General features: G+C 60.2%; 15 protein-coding genes and 5 pseudogenes. 13 read left to right on the top strand and 7 right to left on the bottom strand.

Features of this window, described 5'->3' with window-relative positions; translation table 11 throughout:
* Positions 1-26: 26 nt before the first annotated feature.
* Entirely contained in the window at positions 27-1,139 is a 1,113-nt protein-coding gene (locus AC0L7L_RS20845; RefSeq protein WP_272214485.1) for a sugar ABC transporter substrate-binding protein, read from the bottom strand.
* A gap of 135 nt (positions 1,140-1,274) precedes the next feature.
* Between AC0L7L_RS20845 and AC0L7L_RS20840 the strand changes: the two genes are divergently transcribed.
* Entirely contained in the window at positions 1,275-1,967 is a 693-nt protein-coding gene (locus tag AC0L7L_RS20840; RefSeq protein ID WP_473514153.1) for a GntR family transcriptional regulator, read from the top strand.
* A 363-nt stretch (positions 1,968-2,330) separates the two neighbouring features.
* On the top strand, positions 2,331-2,825 hold the full coding sequence (locus AC0L7L_RS20835; protein ID WP_473514152.1) for an IS6 family transposase: 495 nt from the start codon (positions 2,331-2,333) through the stop codon (positions 2,823-2,825).
* Positions 2,826-2,880: 55 nt separating this feature from the next.
* On the opposite strand, the pseudogene AC0L7L_RS20830 reads toward AC0L7L_RS20835, so the two are convergent.
* A pseudogene (locus AC0L7L_RS20830) lies at positions 2,881-3,483 on the bottom strand (IS110 family transposase); the annotation flags it as partial.
* Between AC0L7L_RS20830 and AC0L7L_RS20825 the strand changes: the two are divergent.
* The 11 genes and pseudogenes from AC0L7L_RS20825 to AC0L7L_RS20775 all read left to right on the top strand — a co-directional run.
* Positions 3,465-4,181, top strand: a pseudogene (locus tag AC0L7L_RS20825) (MFS transporter); the annotation flags it as partial. The pseudogenes AC0L7L_RS20830 and AC0L7L_RS20825 overlap by 19 nt on opposite strands.
* A gap of 206 nt (positions 4,182-4,387) precedes the next feature.
* A complete protein-coding gene (locus tag AC0L7L_RS20820; protein WP_473514151.1) occupies positions 4,388-5,434 on the top strand; it encodes a LacI family DNA-binding transcriptional regulator in 1,047 nt (348 codons plus the stop codon).
* 127 nt (positions 5,435-5,561) lie between these two features.
* Positions 5,562-6,815: an ABC transporter substrate-binding protein gene (locus AC0L7L_RS20815; protein WP_272214487.1), complete on the top strand. Its 1,254-nt coding sequence runs from the start codon at positions 5,562-5,564 to the stop codon at positions 6,813-6,815.
* 85 nt (positions 6,816-6,900) lie between these two features.
* Complete coding sequence (locus AC0L7L_RS20810; RefSeq protein WP_473514150.1) at positions 6,901-7,842, top strand: carbohydrate ABC transporter permease; 942 nt, start codon at positions 6,901-6,903, stop codon at positions 7,840-7,842.
* Positions 7,839-8,729, top strand: coding sequence for a carbohydrate ABC transporter permease (locus AC0L7L_RS20805; protein ID WP_272214490.1), 891 nt, complete (start codon positions 7,839-7,841; stop codon positions 8,727-8,729). The genes AC0L7L_RS20810 and AC0L7L_RS20805 overlap by 4 nt, the downstream gene beginning before the upstream one ends.
* 26 nt (positions 8,730-8,755) lie before the next feature.
* Positions 8,756-10,690: a glycoside hydrolase family 127 protein gene (locus AC0L7L_RS20800; protein WP_473514149.1), complete on the top strand. Its 1,935-nt coding sequence runs from the start codon at positions 8,756-8,758 to the stop codon at positions 10,688-10,690.
* Positions 10,691-10,692: 2 nt separating this feature from the next.
* Positions 10,693-11,796, top strand: coding sequence for an ABC transporter ATP-binding protein (locus AC0L7L_RS20795; RefSeq protein WP_473514148.1), 1,104 nt, complete (start codon positions 10,693-10,695; stop codon positions 11,794-11,796).
* An 860-nt stretch (positions 11,797-12,656) separates the two neighbouring features.
* Positions 12,657-13,743 (top strand): annotated as a pseudogene (locus AC0L7L_RS20790) (HlyD family secretion protein).
* The gene (gene rbbA, locus AC0L7L_RS20785) at positions 13,740-16,511 is read left to right on the top strand and encodes a ribosome-associated ATPase/putative transporter RbbA (protein WP_473514147.1); all 2,772 of its coding nucleotides are present in this window, start codon (positions 13,740-13,742) and stop codon (positions 16,509-16,511) included. The pseudogene AC0L7L_RS20790 and the gene rbbA overlap by 4 nt, the downstream one beginning before the upstream one ends.
* A gap of 3 nt (positions 16,512-16,514) precedes the next feature.
* The gene (locus AC0L7L_RS20780; RefSeq protein ID WP_473514146.1) at positions 16,515-17,627 is read left to right on the top strand and encodes an ABC transporter permease; all 1,113 of its coding nucleotides are present in this window, start codon (positions 16,515-16,517) and stop codon (positions 17,625-17,627) included.
* Between the two features lie 81 nt (positions 17,628-17,708).
* On the top strand, positions 17,709-17,846 hold the full coding sequence (locus tag AC0L7L_RS20775) for a hypothetical protein (protein ID WP_272214493.1): 138 nt from the start codon (positions 17,709-17,711) through the stop codon (positions 17,844-17,846).
* A gap of 195 nt (positions 17,847-18,041) precedes the next feature.
* Here the strand turns inward: AC0L7L_RS20775 and AC0L7L_RS20770 are convergent.
* The 5 genes and pseudogenes from AC0L7L_RS20770 to tnpA all read right to left on the bottom strand — a co-directional run bounded on the left by AC0L7L_RS20770 (position 18,042) and on the right by tnpA (position 22,299).
* Positions 18,042-18,742 (bottom strand): annotated as a pseudogene (locus AC0L7L_RS20770) (IS6 family transposase).
* A gap of 455 nt (positions 18,743-19,197) precedes the next feature.
* Positions 19,198-20,553: an ISKra4 family transposase gene (locus AC0L7L_RS20765; RefSeq protein ID WP_473514129.1), complete on the bottom strand. Its 1,356-nt coding sequence runs from the start codon at positions 20,551-20,553 to the stop codon at positions 19,198-19,200.
* Between the two features lie 70 nt (positions 20,554-20,623).
* A pseudogene (locus AC0L7L_RS20760) lies at positions 20,624-21,518 on the bottom strand (transposase); the annotation flags it as partial.
* A 62-nt stretch (positions 21,519-21,580) separates the two neighbouring features.
* Positions 21,581-21,928: an IS66 family insertion sequence element accessory protein TnpB gene (gene tnpB, locus AC0L7L_RS20755; RefSeq protein WP_237271240.1), complete on the bottom strand. Its 348-nt coding sequence runs from the start codon at positions 21,926-21,928 to the stop codon at positions 21,581-21,583.
* Positions 21,925-22,299, bottom strand: coding sequence for an IS66-like element accessory protein TnpA (gene tnpA / locus AC0L7L_RS20750; RefSeq protein ID WP_272214495.1), 375 nt, complete (start codon positions 22,297-22,299; stop codon positions 21,925-21,927). The genes tnpB and tnpA overlap by 4 nt, the downstream gene beginning before the upstream one ends.
* Positions 22,300-22,507: the final 208 nt, after the last annotated feature.

Raw genomic sequence — 22,507 nt, 5'->3', positions numbered from 1 at the left:
AGCCCGCCGCCGGATCGGGGCGCGGATCAGCGCTCGGGCTGGCCCACAAGCGCGGCGCTCAAACCGAGCTGCGGCAGCTCTTCCGAGAAGATCGAGGCAAACCAGCCCGGGTTCGACACCAGACTTGGCTGGAACGCATTGCAGCCCGCCTTCTGTTCTTCCCAGCTACCGGTTTCGCACAGCTCAACCGTCTCGCTGGTGACCAGCGGCAGCGGCAGGGTGGTGTGCTGCGGGATATCCGCCCCATCGAGTTTATCGACCGCCAGCTTCAGCGCCAGCGCGCCGGAATAGGGCGGGGAAGCATAGGAAATCCGCGCTGCGCCCATCGGCGCGTAAGGTGAAGATGCGCCGTCAACTTCGGCATTGGCCGGCAGCATCTGGATACGCCCGCCGTTCGAGCCCTCGCCCGCGCAAGGCAGAAGGGCTTCAGGCGCCTGGCCCGCCTCGAGCTGCATGGCGTTGGCGGTGTAGCAGCCGACCTGCATCCACAGCCCGTCGATATCGGACCAGTCGCGGGTCGCCATCAGTTTGTTGAGCTCGGTCCGCGCCACCGCCTGGCTCCACATGCCAACGGCCTCGCCGACGATATTGATGCCATCATGCTCGGCAAACACGTCCTTGGCTGCCGAGGTGCGGGCGGTGTCGACCGATGTTCCGGGAACTCCGGTTACCATCACCACGTCGCCCTCGCCGCCCATTTCTTCGACCAGCCATTCGGCGGTCTTGCGACCCGCTTCGGCCTGATCGATGGTGACGTTATAGGCGCAGGGCTCGGTGATCTCGGCATCGTAGGCGATGATCGTCACGCCGCGTGAGCAGGCGCTGCGCACCACGCTGTTCAGCGCGGTGGGCGAGATCGGATAGACTACGATCGCATCGGCGCCGGCCTGCACCATGGCATTGATCTGCTGGATCTGGCGTTGCGCATTGGGGCCGGCAACCTGCACCTCAAGGTCGACACGATCCTTGTAATCCTCGGATGCGGCCAGCGCCTTGATCATGTTCGAGGCTTCGGCCTGCCAGTCATTGCCGATGTAGCTCATCGACAAGAATACATTGTAAGGCTCGGCGTCCTGGGCCTGCGCTGCCCCGGCAAGGCCGATGGCGCAGGCTGCGCCTGCAAGTAAACGTCCAATCATGGCTTCCTCCCGTTAAAGGCGACACTCCCCGTCGCCGATGAGATTTAAGATTAAATATCTTTGATCAAAAGTCAAAAAATCTTTCTCTTTTCAGCGAAATTTCGTAGCTTGGCCTGCAGCAGAAGAGGATCCGCCATGCTCGAAAACGTGACGCCATTGAAAAAGGAGACGCTTCAGGCCCTGGTTCACCAGCGCCTGTGTGATCTGATCCTTCAGGGCGAAATCGCTCCGGGGGAATCAGTCACAGTGGCAAGCATCGCCAAAGCACTGAACGTCAGCCCGATGCCCGTCCGTGAGGCGATTTCACGGCTGATGGCGCTCGGAGCGCTGACGGTCGTCTCGGGGCGCTCCATCGGCGTGCCCCTGCTTGGCGCGCGACAGCTGGAGGACCTGCGCAAAGTGCGCTGCGAAGTCGAGGCGTCGGCCGTAACCTGGGCGGTCGCGAACCGAACGGCGAAGTTCGAGGCAAAACTCGAAACCCTGCTGAAACGCATGGAAGAGGCCGAATCTACCGGACAGGTGCGGGAATTTATCCACCGCAATTACGAGTTCCACTTCGCAATCTACGCACAGGCTGGCTCCGAACTGCTGCTCGAAATCATCAGCACGCTCTGGCTCAGGATCAATCCGCAGTTCCACCTGCTGCAGCGACACGGCCACTACAAGGCCTCGAACCGTCAACACCGCGCACTTTACGAGCGGATCTGCGCGGGCGATGCTGAAGGCGCGGTGAAGACGCTGCGGGAGGATATCGACAGCGCGTATGAAGTGATCCTCAAGACACTGGAAGAACGCGGGTCGCCTTCCGATTACATGCTGACGCGCTAGGGTCAGACGGCGTTGTCACGTTAAGTTTGGCAGGTTTAGAAGGGCCGGGCGTTCAGGAATTTTGGGCAATGCAGGCCGCACTTTTCCATGCGTCGAGCGCTTCGAAGGGCATCGTCAACTTAACGGAATGTGGAACTTGATGTGCGAATGACGGGCCATGACAGACCGTGATCCACTATATCGTCGCCGTCGCTTCCCAGCTGAAGTCATTGCCCACGCCGTGTGGCTCTATTTCCGGTTTCCTCTGAGCCTGCGAATGGTCGAGGACTTGCTGGCTGCTCGCGGATCATTGTCTCGCACCAAACCGTCCGGGGGTGGGCATAGAAATTCGGCCGCACCTTTGCCAACGACATCCGTCGTCGATTGTCCGGTCGGCTTGGGGACAGGTGGCATCTCGATGAAGCCGTTTTTTCAATCCGTGGCAAGAAGCATTGGCTGTGGCGCGCCGTTGATCAGGACGGTTCTCGTCCTGGAGGTTCTCGTTCAAAGCCGCCGAAATGCCAAGGCGCCAAGCGCCTGATACGCAAACTGCTGAAGAGCCAGGGACGATCGTCGCAGGTAATGATCACAGACAAGCTGCGATCCTGCGGCGCGGCAAAGCGAGAAATCATGCCGGGTGTCGAGCATCGCTCCCACACAGGGTTGAATAATCGGGCGGAGAATTCTCACCCGCCAGTCCGGCGACGCGCGCGGATCATGAAACGTTTCAAGTCACAGCGACATCTCCAACGCTTTGCCTCTATCCATGACCCGATCGCCAACCTGTTCCACATCCCGCGCCACGACATCCCTTCCAAGCATCATCGCGAATTGCGTTCCGCGGCGATGAACCTGTGCACAAAAATCGCACGGGCATGATCGGCGAAACAGGCCGTTGTCATGGTCTGCCCTCGTTACCGTTAAGTTGACGACGCCGCCTGGTCAAGCGGGCGAGCTCCTTCAGCATGACGCTGAGGATCGCAAGAAGCGGTTCGACCATCGCCATCACTTGCGTCTCGGCGCCGGCCAACGCGCGCGCGCGGTCGGCAAAGGCGGTGCGCGACGGCGTGCCGAGCTTGACGCCGGCCTCGCGCAGCATTGCTCTCACCACGTTTTCGATCGAACGCATCTCGTTCAACATCGTGCGACGGGCGACCAGAAGAGAGCGCCAGAGGCGGCATTGCCGGCTCTTCACATGCACCTGCCTATACCAGCCCGTGCGCATGATCTGTGCAAGCGCGCGGGCGTCGTTGCGATCGGTCTTGTTGGGCATCGTCTTCATCGCCGCATTGGCAGCCCGCGTTTCGATGCAGATCGCCGACAGGCCTTGGTCGCGCAGCCCGTCGTGAAGCCAGGCTGTCAGCGAGCACGCTTCCAGTCCGATGCGCTCCAGCGGCAGATCGACCTTCCGTAACGCATCCGACAAGGCCTGTGGTTCGCTCGCCGCTTGCGTTTCCTTCACGATCCGACCGCTCTCGTCGACAATGCAAATTGCGGTCTCTTCCAAAGACACGTCCAGTCCGGCAAAATACGTCATGGTTGCTCCTTCCCGATGCTTATGGCCATTCCAATCGACCACGTTTTAACATCCCGACAGGAGCAGCCGCCCGCATCTGGGCTCGGGCGAGACCCCAATCACCCCATCTGTTCCGGCGGCCGGTACTGACAGCATTGCTGCTGACCGTCGTTGGCGCGAGCGCCATGTTCACGGTCTTCACCTATATCGCGCCGATTCTGCAGGTCGAGACCGGCGCCGGCGCGACCTTCGTGACGGCGATGCTGGTGGTTTACGGCCTCGGACTGGCCGTCGGCAATGTGGTCGGCGGGCGGTTTGCCGATCGCTCGCTGGACGGTACGCTGATCGTCTCGCTGATCGCGGTCGTGGTCGTTCTGGTCCTGTTCGCGCTCGGCATGGGATCGGCGGTTCTTGCAGCGCCACTGATCTTTCTCTGGGGTGTCGCAAGCTTCGCGCTGGTGCCGCCGCTGCAGACCCGTGTGGTTCAGGAGGCATCCGATGCGCCCAATCTCGCCTCCGCGATGAATATCGGCGCCTTCAATCTCGGCAATGCGATCGGTGCTGCGCTCGGCGGCGCGGTGATCGATGTCGGTTTCGGCTATCGGGCCGTGGCGCTTGCGGGCGCGGCCACCGCCATTGCCGGCCTTGTGCTTGCAATGACCTTCCGGCAAGGAAACGCCGAAGGCGTTGCGGCCTGCCCCGACGGGGTCGGCCAATAGGCATCAAGCGCAAACAAGCCAGATCAAACAAGGGGCTGTCGCACGGCGTGCGGCGGCCCACCATATTTTGGCGGATGAAATTGTCACAAAAAACCGGATTGACGCTTTGCCGACGAAGTGCAATTATCTCGGTGCGCAAACGATAAACCAGACATGAACAAACGTTTGTTCAATGCATTATCGATTGCACAATGGGAGGATTATCGGTGACGGACAGGGCGGCAAAGCTGCAATCGGCAGGCGTTTACCAGCGCAGCACGATCCGCGACGTTGCGGCCAGAGCGAATGTCAGTGTGACGACCGCATCGCGCGCCCTCAACGGAACCGGCCGCATGTCGGAAGAAACCCGGGAGCGCGTCCGCACCGTTGCCGCCGAGCTTGATTACCGTCCGAATTCGATTGCGCGCGGTCTGGTCCAGCAGCGTTCCTCCACGCTTGGGCTTCTGACGAACGACACCTATGGCCGTTTCACTCTGCCGTTGGCCTCCGGCCTGTCCTCTGCAATGGCCGATCGCGGCGTTTCCGTCTTTCTGAGCGCCGGCGAATACGAGCCTGAAAGCCTGACCCTCAATCTGAGAGCGATGGAGGAAAAACGTGTCGATGGTCTGATCATCACCGGCAAGCGCATCGATCGTGGCCTGCCGATCGATCTGCCACCGCTCGGCATGCCGGTGGTCTATGTCTATGCCGCCGCGCCCGATGGGGCGGTGAGTTTCGTTCCCGATGACGAGAATGCGGCGCGGACTGCCGTTCAGCATCTCATCGGTCTCGGGCGCAATCGGATCGCGCATATCACCGGGCCGGAAGATTTCAAGGCTGCACGTTTGAGGGAAACGGGCTGGCGCTCGGCGCTCCGGGAAGCCGGGCTTTCGCCGCCTGGCCCGGCTGTCTTTTCCGCCTGGACGGAAGCGCATGGGTTCAAAACCGCCCACGCGATGATCGACGCTGGTGCAGTCCCCGATGCGATTTTTTGCGGCAACGACCAGATCGCGCGCGGCGTGATCGATGCCTTCACGCTTGGCGGCGTGGGGGTGCCGGAAGATGTGGCAGTTGTCGGCTTTGACAACTGGGAAGTGTTTGCCCAGGCCACGCGGCCGCCGCTCACAACAATTGATATGGGGCTTCCGGGCCTCGGACGCAGCGCCGGGCTGGCGCTGCTCGATCTCATCGATGGCAAGCCGGTGGAACCGGGTGTTCGGGAGACCCCCTGCCAGCTTGTCGTTCGTGAGTCCTGCGGCGCAAACAGCGTTTGAATTTGCGCCGAAACTGATCCCTTCACGCTGAAGAACCAGATGGAAGGGGAGAAAATGCGCTGTTTGCGCAAACGTTGGCGCAATGCGTTTGCTTCAACGGATGACACCAAAACGGGAGGTAATGGGAATGAATATCAAGACTTTTCTCGGTGGCGTCGCCATCGCCGCGCTCGCGCTGCCTGGCCTTGCCCAGGCGGAGACGTTTTCGCTCTGGGTGCGCTCCGATGGTTCGGAGTTCATGCCGAAACTGGTCGAGGCCTTCAACGCCATGGGCGAGGACAAGGCCGAGCTGCAGATCGTGCCGGTTAATGAACTGGTGCAGAAATATGCGATCGCCGCCGCCGGCGGCTCGCAACCCGATGCGCTTTCGCTCGACCTGATCTACACGCCATCCTTCGCGCAGGCCGGTCAGTTGAAGGATATGACTGCGTTTGCGCAATCGCTGCCCTATTACGATAGTCTGTCGAAGGCGCATCTGTCGGTCGGCACGTATGACGGTAAGATTTATGGCATGCCGTTCTCGGCCGATGCCTCGGTTCTGGTCTGGAACAAGAACCTGTTCAAGGAAGCGGGCATCGATCCGGACAAGGCGCCGGAAACATGGGCAGATATCCGTGCAGACGCTGAAGCCGTTTCGGCGCTGGGGGACGATACCTACGGGTTCTATTTCTCCGGTAATTGCGGTGGCTGCAACATCTTCACCTTCACGCCGCTGATCTGGGCATCAGGCGGAAAACTGTTCGAGGATGAAGGCGCGAAGGCGACCGTCGAAACGCCGCAGATGAAGGAGGCAATCAATTTCTATCGCGGCATGGTTCAGGACGGCCTCATTCCGGCCGGATCGCAGACCGATGCTGGCTCCAATTTCTTTGCGGCGTTCGCCGGCGGCAATATCGGCATCACGCCGTCCGGTTCGTTCGCGATCGGCGCGCTCAACAACCAGTATCCGGATCTTGAATACGGCGTGACCTATCTGCCGGGCAAGGATGGCGACTGGTCGTCTTTTGCCGGCGGCGACAATATCGTCGTGTCGGCGAAAACTGCGGACTCGAAAATGCCGGCGATCCAGGCCTTCATCGAATTCGCCTATTCGACCGAGGGGCAGAAGATCCTGGCGCAGAACGGCTCCTTGCCAGTGCGTGACGATGTCGCCGAACAGGCGCTTGAAGGTCTCGATGCACGATATCTGATCGCCGCGAAGGCGATGGCGAAGGGCAGAACGCCTTACAGCCCGGTCTTCAACGACCTGGTCAACTCGCGCAACGGTCCCTGGATCACCATGCTCAACAAGGCCTTCTACGCCAGCAGCGAAGAAGAGGTCAGTGAGGCCATGGCCGAGGCGCAGCAAGAGATGCAGTCGATCATCGACTCCTCACGCTGAGACTTCAGACCGCATGACTTGAAAGGACTGCCGGCCGCATCGGCCGGCAGTCGCTGCCCGATATTTGTTGCATGAGGAACCAGCCATGTCCGACAGCACAATACCCGATGACGCGGTGACTGCAGCGGTGCGACCGGAACCCACGCGCCGGCGACGGCGCCGATCCTCGCAATGGACCGGTCTGCTCTATGTTCTCCCCGCGCTTGCCCTGGTGACCGTATTCTTCCTTGTTCCGCTCGGCATGACGGTGTGGATGTCGCTGCACAAATGGCCGCTCATGGGCGTGCCGCGCTTTATCGGTCTCGACAATTACGAGAAGCTTATCTTCGACAAGAGCTTCTGGTCGTCGCTCTGGTTCACGATCGAATATACCGTTGTGGTGACGGTGGCACTGCTGGGCGTTGCCCTGGCGCTGGCTTTCATCGTTCAGGGGCAGGGACGCGCGGTTTCAGCCTACAGAACCATCTATTTTCTGCCGGTGGTGACCGGCTTTGCTTCGGCGGCCCTGCTCTGGGTCTGGCTGTCGAATGTCGATACCGGCCTGTTCTCCCCGCTCGCGCAGGATCTCGGGTTGACCGAGGGGCGCATTAATATTCTCGCCAACTTCACGCCTGCCTTCTGGTCGGTGATCGCCATGGTGGTCTGGAAGATGGCCGGCTTCTTCATGGTGATTTTGATGAGCGGACTTCAGTCGATCCCGGCCGACTATCAGGAGGCCGCCCGAATCGACGGCGCCAAATGGCTCCAGCGTTTCCGCTACATCACCATGCCGCTGATCCGCAAGCCGTTCGCCTTGGCGCTGATCCTCTGCATTTCGGGTTCGATGCTGGCCTTTGACCAGTTCTATATCATCCTCAACGGCGGCCCCCAAAACAAGACCGTGACCGCCGTCTACAAGATCTTCAATGAAAGCTTCATCTCCTTCCGCCTCGGCTATGGCGCGGCCCTTTCCATGGTGCTGCTGCTCATTCTCCTGGCCCTGAGCGTGGTGCAGCTGACGCTTCTGAGCGACAGGAGGGAGAAATGACCACCGACGCCTTGTCCCGTTTACGGACAGTGGCACCTGCCACCCGGCGGGGCCGGTTCCGCTATCACCGGGCGATCTTCCACGCGACAGCAACGCTGGTGGCTCTGCTGTTCCTCGCGCCGCTGGTCTGGGTCGTGCTTGCAAGCTTCCGCTCGCCGGCAGAAAGCACCAAGCCACCGTTGCCGCCGTGGCCGATGGAGGGTTTCAGCATCGCAAGCTATGAGCGGCTCGAAAATTTCGGCCAATCGGTCCTGCATTATTCGGGCAACTCTCTGTTCGTGGCGCTTGGCACGTCAGCGCTCACGATCGTCGTCGCCATTCTCGCCGGCTACGGGTTTTCGCGCCACCGCTTCCCGATGAAGGGTTTTGCCTTCATTCTGGTCCTTTCAACGATGATGATCCCGTTCCAGTCGATCCTGACGCCGCTGTTTCTGCTGCTTGCGAAAATGGGTTTGCAGAACACGCTGATCGGCCTCGTCCTGATCTATTCGACGCTGCAATTGCCCTTCTCGGTCTTCATGATGCGCAATGCCTTCGATGCCGTGCCGAAGGAGATCGAGGAAGCCGCGCGCATGGATGGCGTCAAGGGCGTGCGCATGCTCGTGCAGGTCATGGGGCCGCTGGTGCTGCCAGGCGTTGTCACGGTCGGGCTGTTTGCCTTCCTGAACGCCTGGAACGAGTTTCTGGCTGCCTTGGTGCTTTTGACGGACCAGTCGAAATTCACGCTTCCCGTTTTGATGACCGCCGTGCGTTACGGCCGCTACGGCTCGGTCGACTGGGGCGCGGTGCAGGCCGGCGTCACCTTAATGATGATCCCCTGCATGATCCTCTTCCTCGTTCTCCAGCGCTCTTACATTCGCGGTCTGACGGCCGGCGCGGTCAAGTAATTCAGAATTTCCGAAAGGACACAACCATGAACGAAGCCAACCCCTTCAAGACTGCCGACGCGCTTCGGCCAAAATCGAAATTCAGGCCGCTGGCGGTCAATCAGGTCGAGGTCGGCGGTTTCTTCGGACGGCATGTCGATGTGATCGCGACAACGACGGCGAAGCTTCTGTTCGATCGCTGCATCGAGGCGCGGATGCTGGAGCAGGTCGATCCCGACCTTCCCAATCCGGGCATCGTGATCCCCTACGACCACGGCAATACGGTTACGACCCAGATGTTCTGGGATTCCGATTTCGGCAAGAGCATAGAGACGGCGGCTTACGCGCTCTACCGCCGCCGCGATGCGGAACTTGAAGCCCGCGTCGACGCCGTGATCGACGCCTATGGCCGTCTTCAGGCAGAGGATGGCTACCTCAATTCCTGGTATCTGCGCATCCAGCCCGGACAGCGCTGGACCAATCTGCGCGATCGTCACGAGCTTTATAATGCCGGTCATCTGATCGAAGGCGCGATCGCCTATTATCATGCCACCGGCAAGCGCAAATTCCTCGACATCATGTGCCGCTATGCCGATTGCATCGAAGAGACGTTCGGGCACGGCGAGGGCAAGAAGCGCGGCTATCCCGGGCATCCGGAACTCGAGCTGGCGCTGGTCAAGCTCGGCCGGGTGACCGGCGAACAACGCTATCTCGATCTTGCCAGATACCTCGTCGATGAGCGCGGTCAGGTGCCGCTTTATTTTGACGTCGAGGCCGAGGCACGCGGCGAGAGCCCGGAAGCCTTCCACTTTGGAACGCTGCAATATTGCCAGGCCCACAAGCCGGTGCGCGCGCAGCGCGAAGTGGTCGGCCACGCCGTCCGCGCCGCCTATCTCTACGCCGGCATGGCCGATGTGGCGACTGAGTTTTCCGATGACAGCCTCGATCCTGCACTTGAGGCGCTTTGGTCGCATCTGACCGACAAAAACCTTTATGTGACCGGCGGCTTCGGACCGTCCAAAGCCAATGAGGGACTGACCTTCGACTATGACCTGCCGAACCAGACTGCCTATGCCGAGACCTGCGCCGCTGTCGCGCTCGTCTTCTGGTCAAGTCGCATGCTCGGGCGCGAACCGGATGCCCGCTTTGCCGATGTGATGGAACGCGCGCTCTATAACGGTGCGCTATCCGGCATATCCCGGGACGGGACCCACTTCTTTTACGATAATCCGCTGGAAAGCTATGGCGGGCATCACCGCTGGCGCTGGCATCGCTGCCCCTGCTGCCCGCCGAACATTTCGCGGTTGGTGGCGTCGATCGGAACCTATTTTTACGGTGTCGCGGAAGATGAGCTGGCGCTGCATCTCTATTGCGAGAACACCGCCGAGGTTGAAGTGGCCGGCACCAGGGTCGCTCTCCGGCAGGAAACGCAGTATCCGCGCGATGGGCAGATCGCCGTTACGCTGACGCCAGAAACGCCCGCTGAATTCACCGTGTCGCTGCGCGTTCCCGGATGGGCGAAGGGCTTTGCCGTATTGGTCAATGGCGAAACTCTGGCTGTGGGCCCCGAAAAGGGATATCTCAGAATCAGACGGCAATGGTCGGCCGGCGACACGGTGAAGCTCGATCTCGCCATGGAGGTCGAAATGCTCTATGCGAACCCGAAGGTCGCGCCCGACCAGGGCCGAACGGCGATCCTGCGCGGCCCGTTGGTCTATTGCGTGGAGGAAACCGACAACAACGCGCCTCTGAACGCCTTTGTCGTCAAGGACGGCGCTTCGATCCGCATGTCCGATATCGATGACCTGCCGGAAGCTGTCGGCCTCGCGATCGAGGCCGTTGCCGAGAGCCAGCCTGACGACGCGCTCTACGTGACAACGCCGCCCATGCGTGCACCGGTGACACTGAAGGCGATCCCCTATTATCTCTGGGATAACCGCGCACCGGGCGAAATGCTGGTCTGGCTGCGCAGGGAGGCTTGAAGATGGCGATGAGCGAATTGCAGAGTCTCAAACAGGATCACGCTCCTTCCGGCTTGACGCTTCGACGGGTTTCGAAATCGTTTGGCGCAGTTCAGGTTATCCATGATGTCGATCTCGAAATAGAAGGGGGCGAGTTTGTCGTCTTCGTCGGGCCTTCGGGGTGCGGCAAGTCGACATTGCTGCGCCTGATCGCAGGGCTGGAAGAGGTGACCAGTGGCGATGTGTTGATCTCCGGCAAGGATGTCACCGATGAGGACCCGTCGGATCGCGGCATAGCGATGGTGTTCCAGACCTATGCGCTTTATCCGCATATGAGCGTGGAGCAGAATATGGGTTTCGGCCTCAAGGTCGCCGGCCGGTCCAAGGCCGAGGTGGAGAGCAAGGTGCGGCAGGCTGCCGACATTCTAAAACTCACGGAATATCTTGATCGCCGCCCGGCCCAGCTTTCCGGTGGCCAGCGCCAGCGTGTCGCGATCGGGCGCGCAATCGTTCGTGATCCGGAAATCTTTCTGTTCGACGAGCCGCTCTCGAACCTCGATGCGGAACTTAGGGTCGGCATGCGGATCGAGATCGCACGGCTGCACCAGGAACTCGGCAATACGATGATCTATGTGACCCATGACCAGACCGAGGCGATGACGCTGGCAGACAAGATCGTGGTTCTGCGCGGCGGCCGCATTGAACAGGTCGGCTCTCCTGCGGCCCTTTACGATGACCCGGACAATATGTTCGTCGGCGGCTTTATAGGATCGCCAAAGATGAACTTCCTGCCGGGTGTCGTAAGGGGTTCGGGGGTGGAGGTGGCTGGTGCCGCACTGGCGCTGCCCGCTCTCGCGGACAGGCCCGGTGAGGGGGACCGGATCATGATCGGCATCCGTCCCGAACACTGGAAGATTGCGCAAGAGGGCCAGCCTTCCGTGCCGTTCAAGGTCGATTTCTCAGAGTTTCTCGGTGGTGCGAGCTATCTTTACGGCACCATCGGCGAAACCAGCTGCACCGTGGAAGTCGAACGTTCGGCGATCGCAAGACCCGGCACGGTTCTCCACCTGACGGCGGACCCTGAGGCCATGTGCATCTTCAATGCAGGCGAGCAGCGAGTCCGCTAGAGTAGCAGTCAGGTGGAATCACCTGACCTCCGCGAAATGCTTCGGAGCGCGGTGCGTCCGCTGGGATGCGATAGGACGGAGCCGCGTCCTTTCGGCAGATGAAAGCGCACGGGCGGAATGCAGCTCGGAGATACGTCACCGAACCGATATTTCGCGTCGTCCTATCCAGCCGACGCTTCCGGCACGGACTCAAGCAGTTTACGCACGTGAGCAGCTAGGTGGCTTTTCTGAACTTTGGAAGAGGCCGTCATTCCGATCATTTTGAAATCGTCCACGATCCAGACATATCGAGGGCATCGTAACATTAACCGGGCAGCGATTGGCCTGCGTGATTTTACGGCATGACCCAAACCGTTCGTGATTCGCTTTATCGCCACCACCGGTTCCCGGCTGAAGTGATTGCCCCGTTGCCAATCTCTTCAACATCCAACGCCACGATATCCCGTCCCACCATCACCGCAACCTGAGAACCGCAGCCATGCAAATGTGGAACGAGATCGCTCGCCTGCAAATCGCTTAACCGAAAGCGGAGGGCGAAACTCTTGATCGGTCTTCGTTAAGTTTACAGTGGCGTTGAAACACATCTCGCCGCTCAGCTGGGAGCACATCAATCTCACCGGTATCTATACCTGGGATACCGAGCAACAGATGCACGACGGCTTCAGGCCCCTACGACTTTCCGGAAAAATCCACCAAGCCGCATGATGTTCACATTCCGTTCGGCTTTAGCGTGTCTGCGGGAACAAATCTTGTCCTGACCCCAGATATGAAGGCGACATGTCGCATTGTCACAATCTTTCCACCCGCTAAAATGCTAAAGAGCGATTGTATGCATATGTCGGGGTGAAATCTCACCCGAAATGGGGGGTGGCAGAGTGCGGACAGGTTTGGGTAAATGGGTTGCGATCGTCGTCCTGGCGGCCGTTGCGGCCGGCGGTTATGCCGCATGGCGCAATCTCAACGGCGACGCCCTTCCCGAAGGCATTGCCAGCGGGAACGGCCGTATCGAAGCGACGGAAATCGATATCTCCGCCAAGACGGCCGGGCGAATCAGTGAGATTTTCGTCAATGAGGGCGATTTCATCCAGGCCGGCGAGAAACTGGTGCAGATGGACACCAGTGCAGCTGGAGGCGCAAAAACGCGAGGCCGAGGCCAAGCTGCGCAGCGCCCGCACCGGCGTGGATGCCGCCAATGCGACGATAGAACAGGCGAAGGCGGAAAAACGCGCGGCCGAAGCCGTCGTCGAACAGCGCAAGGCCGTGCTCAATTCCGCCGAGGCCACTTTCGCGCGCTTTAAGAAGCTGGTGCAGACAAATGTCACCTCCAGGCAGGCGCTTGAGGATGCCGAGGCGAAGGCGTTGCAGGCGAAGGCCACCGTTGCCGCCGGCGAGGCCTCATCCGCCGCCGCAAGCGCGGCCATCAGCACCGCCGAGGCGCAGCTTACCAAGGCGGAAGCGGCGATCGATGCCGCCGAGGCGAGCATAGACTATATCCAGTCGATCATTGACGACAGCACACTGACCGCGCCGCGTCCCGGACGTGTCCAGTATCTTGTCGCCCAGCCGGGCGAGATCGTGGCGGCCGGCGGTCGTATTCTCAATATTGTCGATCTGACCGATGTCTATATGAACTTCTTCCTGCCGACCGAACAGGCGGGCCGGACGGCAATTGGCGCCGAGACCCGGCTGGTGCTCGATGCCGCACCGCAATTCACCATTCCCGCCAGCATTTCCTATGTTTCCGACGTCGCCCAGTTCACGCCGAAGACCGTCGAGACGGAGGTGGAGCGCCAGAAGCTGATGTTTCGGGTCAAGGCCCGCATCGACCCGGCTCTGTTGCGCGAGCATATCGACCTCGTCAAGACCGGCCTGCCTGGCGTCGCCTATGTGCGCTATGACCCCAATGCCGCTTGGCCTGACGCGCTTGAAGGAAATCTCGCCCAATGAATGTCGCGGATGAGCAGGGTGGCGCCGGCGCAGTCGCTCGCCTTGAAGGCGTCAGCCTGCTTTATCGCAAGACGGCGGCGCTGAACGACATATCGCTTGATATTCCCGCCGGCTGCATGGCGGGCCTCATCGGCCCGGACGGCGTCGGCAAGTCAAGCCTGCTGTCGCTGATTGCCGGCGCGCGCAAGGTGCAGACCGGCGCTGTCAGCGTGCTTGGCGGCGACATCTCCGATGACGGGCACCGCCGCGCTGTCTGCCCGCGCATCGCCTATATGCCGCAGGGTCTCGGCCGCAATCTCTACGCCACGCTGTCGGTCTACGAGAATATCGATTTCTTCGGCCGGCTTTTCGGCCATGCCCATGCAGAGCGCCGGCGGCGCATCGAAACCCTGATGAAAAGTACAGGACTGCTGCCTTTCGCCGACAGGCCGGCCGGCAAGCTCTCGGGTGGCATGAAGCAGAAGCTCGGGCTTTGCTGCGCGCTGATCCATGATCCCGATCTCCTGGTTCTCGATGAACCCACGACCGGCGTCGATCCCCTGTCCAGACGGCAGTTCTGGAGCCTGATCGACGATATCCGCGCCTCGCGCCCCGGCATGAGCGTCATTGTCGCAACCGCCTATATGGAAGAGGCCGCGCGCTTTGACTGGCTGGCTGCGATGAATGACGGCAATGTTCTTGCCACCGGCAGCCCGGCCGAGCTTTTGAGCGCGACCGCCACCGACAATCTCGACGACGCTTTCGTGGCGCTGCTGCCGGAAGCGACTGGCCGCGACCGACCGGCGTTGGACATTACCCCGCGCGCGGAGGGCGATGCCGGCGACTTTGCGATCGAAGCCGAGCATCTGAGCAAGCGTTTCGGCGATTTCACCGCCGTCGACGATGTCAGCTTCCGCATTCGCCGGGGCGAGATTTTCGGCTTTCTCGGCTCGAATGGCTGCGGCAAGACCACGACCATGAAAATGCTGACCGGGCTTCTGGATGTGAGCGACGGCACGGCAAAGCTGTTCGGCCAGCCGGTCGACCCCGGCAATCTCGACGTGCGCCGGCGAGTCGGCTATATGTCTCAGGCCTTTTCGCTCTATACCGAGCTGACCGTGCGGCAGAACCTGTCTTTGCACGCCCGGCTTTACCGGCTGCCGGCGGAAACGATCGGCCCGCGCGTTGCCGAAATGATTGCGCGTTTCGATCTCGCCGACGTCGCCGACAGCCTGCCGGATGCGCTGCCGCTCGGCATTCGCCAGCGCCTGTCGCTGGCGGTCGCGATGATCCACGGGCCGGATATCCTGATCCTGGACGAACCGACCTCCGGCGTTGACCCGCTGGCGCGCGATGATTTCTGGCGCATGCTGATCGCGCTTTCGCGCAACGACAATGTCACGATTTTCGTCTCCACCCATTTCATGAACGAGGCGGCGCGCTGCGACCGGATTTCGCTGATGCATGCCGGCCGGGTGCTGGCGAGCGACAGCCCGGCCGCCATCATCGAGGCAAGCGGAAAGGCAACGCTCGAAGAGGCCTTCATCAGCCATCTGGAAGCGGTCACGGACGAAGCGCGGGAGGCTGAAGAGCCCGCGATCGCCGAAAATGCCGAAAAGGACGACGCCGACGGGCGAGCCGCCGAAAGGGCGCTGAAACACCGTTTCGACTTTCGCCGGATGATGGCCTATTCATGGCGCGAGGCGCTGGAACTGCGCCGCGACCCGATCCGCGCCACCATGGCGATCATCGGCAGCGTCATTCTGCTGCTGGTGATCGGCTACGGCATCAATCTCGATATCGAAAACCTGAGCTATGCCACGCTTGACCGCGATCAGACCGTAACGAGCCGGGACCTGACGCTCGATATCTCCGGATCGCGCTATTTCGATGAAAAGGCTCCGCTTCTCGATTATGCCGATATGGACAGGCGCATGCGCGACGGGGAAATCAGTTTCGCTATTGAAATCCCGCCGCATTTCGCCGCCGATCTGGCGCGCGGGCGCGATGTCGAAATCGGCGTCTGGCTGGACGGATCGATGCCGCAACGCGCATCGTCGGCTAGAGGCTATATTCAGGGCGTCTATGCCACATGGCTTACCCGCAAGATCGAAGAAGTCTACGGGGCTGGAGCAGCTGATCCGGCCTATTCGGTTGCCGCGCGCTATCGCTACAACCCGGATATCCGCAGCCTCGTCGCCATGGCGCCGGCAGTCATTCCTCTGCTGCTGCTGCTCATTCCCGCCATTCTCACCACACTTTCCGTGGTGCGCGAGAAGGAGCTGGGCTCGATCGTCAATTTCTATGTCACGCCGACGACGAGACTCGAATTCCTGATTGGCAAACAACTGCCCTATATCGTGCTTGCCATGTTCAATTTCGCCCTGCTGCTGGCAACCTCGCTGATGGTGTTTCAGGTGCCCTTTACCGGCAGCATGCTCGCCTTTTCGCTGGCGGCCCTGCTGTTCGTCACCATTTCAACCGGCATGGGCCTGCTGGTGTCGACCTTTACCAGCAGTCAGATCGCAGCCCTGTTCGCCACCGCTCTTCTCACGCTCATTCCGGCAATCCAGTATTCCGGCCTCATCGATCCGGTCAGCGCGCTTCAGGGCTTTGGCGCCATGATCGGCGAGGTCTATCCGGCCACTTATTTCGTGACGATATCGCGCGGAACCTTCACCAAGGCGCTCGGCCTTGCCGATCTTCACGCTGCCTTTGTGCCTCTTCTCATCGCCATTCCGGTTCTGACGATCGCCAGCACGCTTCTGCTCGGCAAGCAGGCGAGGTAGGTCATGCGGTTTTCCAATATCCTCCAGCTCGGCATCAAGGAATTACGAGGGCTTGGCCGCGACACTCTGATGATCGTTCTCATCGTCTACGCCTTTTCGCTATCCATCTACATGGAATCCTCGGCGATGCCGGAAACGCTCAACCGCGCGGCGATCGCGGTTGTCGACGAGGATCGCTCGGCGCTGTCGCAACGCATTGTCGATGCCTTCTATCCCCCCTATTTCATCGAGCCTGAAATCATCACCACCGCCGAGATGGACGCCCGCCTGGATACCGGAACATCGACCTTCGTGCTCGATATACCGACAAATTTCGAACGGGATGTATTGGCCGGACGAAAGCCGGAGCTGCAGCTCAATATCGATGCCACGCGCATGACCCAGGCGTTTACCGGCAACACCTACATCCAGCAGATCATCGACAATACAGTCAGCGAATATCTTAACCGTGCTCCAGGCGGCAGCAAAATTCCGGTCTCTCTCGATATCCGCGCCAGCTACAATCCGCAGCTTAGCCAGATGTGGTTCGGCTCGATCATCAACATCATCACCAGCATCACCATGCTGTCGATGATCCTTTCCGGCGCGGCGTTGATCCGCGAGCGCGAGCATGGCACGATCGAGCACCTTCTGGTCATGCCGGTCACGGCGCTTGAAATCGTGGTCAGCAAGATCTGGTCGATCGGCCTCGTCGTCCTCGTTGCCTCGACGCTTTCCCTCGTGATCGTGGTTGAAGGCATTCTCGGCGTGCCCGTCAACGGCTCCATGCCGCTGTTCATGGCCGGCAGCGCGTTGATGTTGTTCGCGATGTGCTCGCTCGGCATTTTCCTGGCGACGATTGCGGGCTCGATGCCGCAGTTCGGCCTGCTGCTGATGCTGGTGCTGCTGCCGCTGCAGGTGCTTTCCGGCGGACTGACGCCGCGTGAAAGCATGCCGCAATTCATTCAGGACATCATGCTGCTGGCGCCCAATACCCATTACGTGACGATGTCGCAGGCCATTCTGTTTCGCGGCGCGGGCCTTGATGTCGTCTGGCCGCAATTCGTCTGGCTGGCAGTCCTCGGACTGGCGCTCTTTGCCATCGCGCTGCGCCGTTTCCGCGGGTTCCTGCAATAGGCCCGTATCCGACGCTCATTGTCGTTCCCGGATACAGCGCCCCAGTCCGGCCGAACCGTTCCATTCGCGGTGGACAACCTTGTGACCGCGATCCTGACCGTCCGACCGGATGCCGAGCCGTTGGCCTGGGCGACGATGGCTGACATGATGATTGCAACCCAGCTCAAATGGAACGTAAGCGTCGTCTGCGCCGCACCGGTAATCAGCCCGACAGCTTGAAGTTCCATGGCAGGAGGTCATCGATGCGACTTCCCCAGGCGCGACTTGGCGGAGACGAGGGGTATCCGAAGACCGCCAGGCACCAACTCCTAGGGCCCGACAAAAGAATACCGCTCACAATGCCTCAAAGGGCAAAGGGGCGTCGTCAACTTAACGGTAACGAGGGCAGACCATGACAACGGCCTGTTTCGCCGATCATGCCCGTGCGATTTTTGTGCACAGGTTCATCGCCGCGGAACGCAATTCGCGATGATGCTTGGAAGGGATGTCGTGGCGCGGGATGTGGAACAGGTTGGCGATCGGGTCATGGATGGAGGCAAAGCGTTGGAGATGTCGCTGTGACTTGAAGCGCTTCATGATTCGTTCTCGGCGCCTGACTGGTTGGTGAGAATTCTCCGCCCGATTATTCAACCCTTTGTGGGAGCGATGCTCGACACAAGGCATGATCTCTCGCTTTGCTGCGCCGCAGGATCGCAGCTTGTCTGTGATCATCACCCGCGGCGATCGGCCATGGCCCTTCAAGAGCTTGCGCATCAGGCGCTTGGCGGCCTTGGCATTTCGGCGGCTTTGAACGAGAACCTCCAGGACGAAACCGTCCTGATCAACTGCGCGCCACAGCCAATGCTTCTTGCCACGGATTGAAAAAACGGCTTCATCGAGATGCCACCTGTCCCCAAGCCGACCGGACAATCGACGACGGATGTCGTTGGCAAAGGTGCGGCCGAATTTCTATGCCCACCCCCGGACGGTTTGGTGCGAGACAATGATCCGCGAGCAGCCAGCAAGTCCTCGACCATTCGCAGGCTCAGAGGAAACCGGAAATAGAGCCACACGGCGTGGGCAATGACTTCAGCTGGGAAGCGACGGCGACGATATAGTGGATCACGGTCTGTCATGGCCCGTCATTCGCACATCAAGTTCCACATTCCGTTAAGTTGACGATGCCCCGATCGCCTGGCGGAAGTACAACGCTTAACATGGGCCTATCTGCGTAGCGCACTTTATCCTGAGGACGACGCTTGGGAGACGGTGGTTGGAGACCTGCATGCCCGCGAGGTCGGACGGACGGAAACCAAATGAGCTGGAAATGCGCTTACAATTGAGAGGATCGGTTCGACATCGTTTGTCGTTGACTTGAATATGTCGCAGCCGAACCGGCGCAATGTAAGGACGCTTGAGCACCGGGTCGGCCTATGAACAGCCAATCGCCCCCTCGTTGCCGAGCCCGCGAACCATCTTGGCATGGTACGGCGACTGGAAATCTGCCTGATATTTTCCGGTCTGAGGTTATATCAGAAGGTCTCGATCAGCGAGCGCCAGCATATCAATGGGAGTGGGAAAAAGCTGGGGTTCAAGCCGCAAGGGCAAACTTAGCTTGCTTGAGCCGACCATCGGCAATCGCTGCCCGAACCTGCAATACCCGATGGGCGCCGGCAGGAGACCAACGCATCTGCCGCTTTTTGTTCATCCGAGCGTTCACGAGGCTATTGGCGGCGCTTTCGGCCGGAGAACTCGATATCGGCTGACCCGACCGATATCGATGGCAGTAGTCGACAATCGACGTTGTGTTCTGGACCAGGTAGGACCGGAGATTGCTGATCAATACGGACAATCGCTTGAGCTTTTGGTTGGCCTCACGAAGCGTGGGGTGCTGCTCCAACTGGTAGAGCATATTCTTCACGGCTCTCGTCGCCTCCCTGACGTAGCCGCTCCAAAGCAGATGGCGAAGCCTCGGCACATCAGCCGCAACATCTCGAAGGTAAATGTTCAGATCGCCGATATGCTTGAGGCCTTGCCACGTCTGTTCGATGTGCCGAAGCCGCATCGACAGATGGAACCAGTCAAGAATATGCGTCACGGGCTGCCTTGTTGCACTGAGCACGATGCTTTGCAGCCCGACGTCACCGTCGCTGAAAACAGTGACGTCGCGGCCAGGCAGCCATCCTTGCGCTCGCATTGCGGAACGAACCGCATCGTGCTTGCCGGTAGCCACATGCGGTGCGGCCGCGAACTGACGCGGTAGCCGCCCCGGTGAAACAACGCGTCCCATGGCGATCTCGAAATGCCGACTCTGATATCCAGGAACTGCACGGATATAGGCACCATCAATGAAGACGGAAATGGAGGATCCGCCGGCCCGGCTCATGCGATAGGGGCTCGCGGCATCCCATTTTTCGATCTGATCGGCCACCTTGGCGAGCCGGTTGACGACAGTTCGATGATTGTGTGGCCGCGTGGTCGGTACAAAAAGATCGAGTACACGAGCTGCTTCACGAAACGACAGGCGCGAACCGAGCTCAGCTTGTACGCGCTCCAATTCCGGCGTCGCTCTGCCCTTCAACAAGGTCTCGATGTTTCCGGTGTTCGACTTTGCCGGCTTTCCGCAGCTACAGCTGCGGAGCCGAGGCACCCGCAGGCGACAAATACCAAAGAGCGAATGGACCGTGCGAGATCGATAGTCATGAACCCCTTGAAGGCGGCCACAGTCGTGACATTTCCGATCGTGCTGGCTGGCTTGATCCACCTGAAACTGCGTAAGCTCTTCTTGCAGGCGGCGTTGTATCAACTTGCCTTCCTCAAGGGACAGGCCGAATTCATCGAATCGCGCTCCCTCGACCATGCGTTCTACAACTGCGATTTCTCGGCGCTGACGAACGCCATCGGGCCCGACTAACTCGACAACAACATTCAGCTTCAATTGTGACATCCACGAGTACCCTTCTGAAAAGGGTTCTGGTTACGCTTTATTTCTTACCCCCACCTTTTTCCCGCTCCCTCGCCCCGGGCGGGGATGATCCAGCCCATGGGCGCTGGTCACGCACATAGGCCCAGATCCGGCCCTGTCTGACGCCTTTACCAAGCCCCTTTGCCGCGCAACGACCGGTCCAGGACACGGATCGGCGTGTCATCCGCATGCAGCAGGTCGCTGCCCATGATGTCAGCCTCGATCCGTTCGATGAGCGGCGACAGTGTCTTCATCGCGCGTCCGCACCAACCGACAAGCGTGGTCTCGGGGATGTCTGCGCCCATGCGGGCGAAGATCTCGTGCTGGCGATACAAAGGAAGATGATCATCAAACTTCGCGACTAAAATATGAGCCAGCAGGTTCGGGCCGGCCATGCTGCCTGGGATCGGACGGCTGGGCGCAGGCTCCTGCACCATTCGCTCACAGCGCCGGCAGGACTTCTTGATGCGGGCGATCTGCACCACCTTCATTTGGGCTGCAATCATGTCCAGCAGTTCGCTGACATCCTCGCCCACAACCCGCAGATCGCCGCCACAGTCAGCGCAGCATGTGCCGGGATCAAGCTCACGACGCTCGCGTAGGGTCGCATCCGAGACACGTGGACGTCGACGCAGCGCGGGCGCATCGGCAGCCTCTGGAGACGGCTCATTGTGTCCTTCGTCGATGGGCGCTCCATCTTCCTCGGCTACGGCAACCAGCAGATCTTCGAGCGCCAGTTCCAGCTGCTCGATCTCGCGTTCGATTTTCTCAGAGGATTTGCCGAAAGCCAGCTTCTGCAACTTGGCGATCCGCAGGCGCAGGGCCTGAACCAGCTGGTCGTGGACCCGCAATGTCGCCGAGATCTTGGCATTCTCGGCCTGCAAAGCCGCAATCATCGCCTTCAATATGGCGGGATCATCTGGCAGATTTTGCGTTACATTTGACATGCACATTTCTACCACAGGGCACGTGATAGCGCTATAAAAACAAAGCGTTTTGACTCATATATTCAGCCCACACGGGCCGGCGGTGCGCCCCAATCCGGCCTGCGCCAGTCAATGCCTTCCCAGAGCATGGCGAGCTGCGCGGACGTCAGCCGGACGGCACCCTCGGTCATCGCAGGCCAGGGAAAGCGGCCGCGTTCCAGGACTTTATAGTAGAGGCAAAAGCCCTGACCGTCCCAATACAGAAGCTTGAGCCGGTCACCCTTGCGGCCGCGGAAAGCGAAGACTGCGCCGCCCGCAGGCTTCTGGCGCAGCACATCCTGGGTCAGCGCCGCCAGACCGGCGATGCCTTTGCGCATATCTGTCACGCCGCAAGCCACGTAGACGCGAACGCCAGTGCCCGGACCAATCATGCCGTTTCCACAGCACGGATCAGCTGCGTCAGCGCCACCGCAGCCATGCTGCTGTCGAAGTGCAGGCTGCGACCGTTGCGCAGGCGCAATTCGACTGCCATCGGGGCCGCTATGATGGGCGTGTCTGCGATGGCGGGCACGCCATGCGTCGGAATATCAAAAGGAAGGAAGAGTGCACCACCATCCGGTGACCACAGCCCCTTCTTCTTCATCTCGTGACGCCACGCATAAATCTGCTGTCGGGTGACCTCGTGGCGCTGCGCCACCTGCGTGACCGTCGCCTCATCGGTGCCCACCGACATGACAATCCCAAGCTTCTCCTCGTCGCTCCAGCGCCGACGACGTTCAAACCCCAGTATTTCACCACGCATCGCCAAACCCACCTAAGACACGTCGCTAACGACGTCGTTAAGCACGTATCTTAGCAAATCAGCCGGAAATCAGGCAGGCGGTCACAACGGAGTGGTTACCAGCATCAAAATGGTTCTGAATGTCCGAAAAGGGCCGATCGCGTAGGGCAAGTTTTTTTGCACTCGCAAAATGCTGCGGGAAAGCATTCGGTAAAGGGGCTCAAACCGG

The sequence above is a fragment of the Martelella sp. K41-7 genome, assembly GCF_055808365.1.
Note: the sequence above shows the minus strand (reverse complement) of the source record. Positions and strands in the feature narration are given on the sequence as shown.

Bases quoted from the DNA above. Each gene is read 5' to 3' on its own strand.
- rbbA (WP_473514147.1), top strand. From the start codon at position 13,740: ATGAATGTCGCGGATGAGCAGGGTGGCGCCGGCGCAGTCGCTCGCCTT.
- AC0L7L_RS20765 (WP_473514129.1), bottom strand. From the start codon at position 20,553: ATGTCACAATTGAAGCTGAATGTTGTTGTCGAGTTAGTCGGGCCCGAT.
- AC0L7L_RS20780 (WP_473514146.1), top strand. From the start codon at position 16,515: ATGCGGTTTTCCAATATCCTCCAGCTCGGCATCAAGGAATTACGAGGG.
- AC0L7L_RS20840 (WP_473514153.1), top strand. From the start codon at position 1,275: ATGCTCGAAAACGTGACGCCATTGAAAAAGGAGACGCTTCAGGCCCTG.
- AC0L7L_RS20845 (WP_272214485.1), bottom strand. From the start codon at position 1,139: ATGATTGGACGTTTACTTGCAGGCGCAGCCTGCGCCATCGGCCTTGCC.
- AC0L7L_RS20815 (WP_272214487.1), top strand. From the start codon at position 5,562: ATGAATATCAAGACTTTTCTCGGTGGCGTCGCCATCGCCGCGCTCGCG.
- AC0L7L_RS20795 (WP_473514148.1), top strand. From the start codon at position 10,693: ATGGCGATGAGCGAATTGCAGAGTCTCAAACAGGATCACGCTCCTTCC.
- AC0L7L_RS20800 (WP_473514149.1), top strand. From the start codon at position 8,756: ATGAACGAAGCCAACCCCTTCAAGACTGCCGACGCGCTTCGGCCAAAA.
- tnpA (WP_272214495.1), bottom strand. From the start codon at position 22,299: ATGCGTGGTGAAATACTGGGGTTTGAACGTCGTCGGCGCTGGAGCGAC.
- tnpB (WP_237271240.1), bottom strand. From the start codon at position 21,928: ATGATTGGTCCGGGCACTGGCGTTCGCGTCTACGTGGCTTGCGGCGTG.
- AC0L7L_RS20810 (WP_473514150.1), top strand. From the start codon at position 6,901: ATGTCCGACAGCACAATACCCGATGACGCGGTGACTGCAGCGGTGCGA.
- AC0L7L_RS20805 (WP_272214490.1), top strand. From the start codon at position 7,839: ATGACCACCGACGCCTTGTCCCGTTTACGGACAGTGGCACCTGCCACC.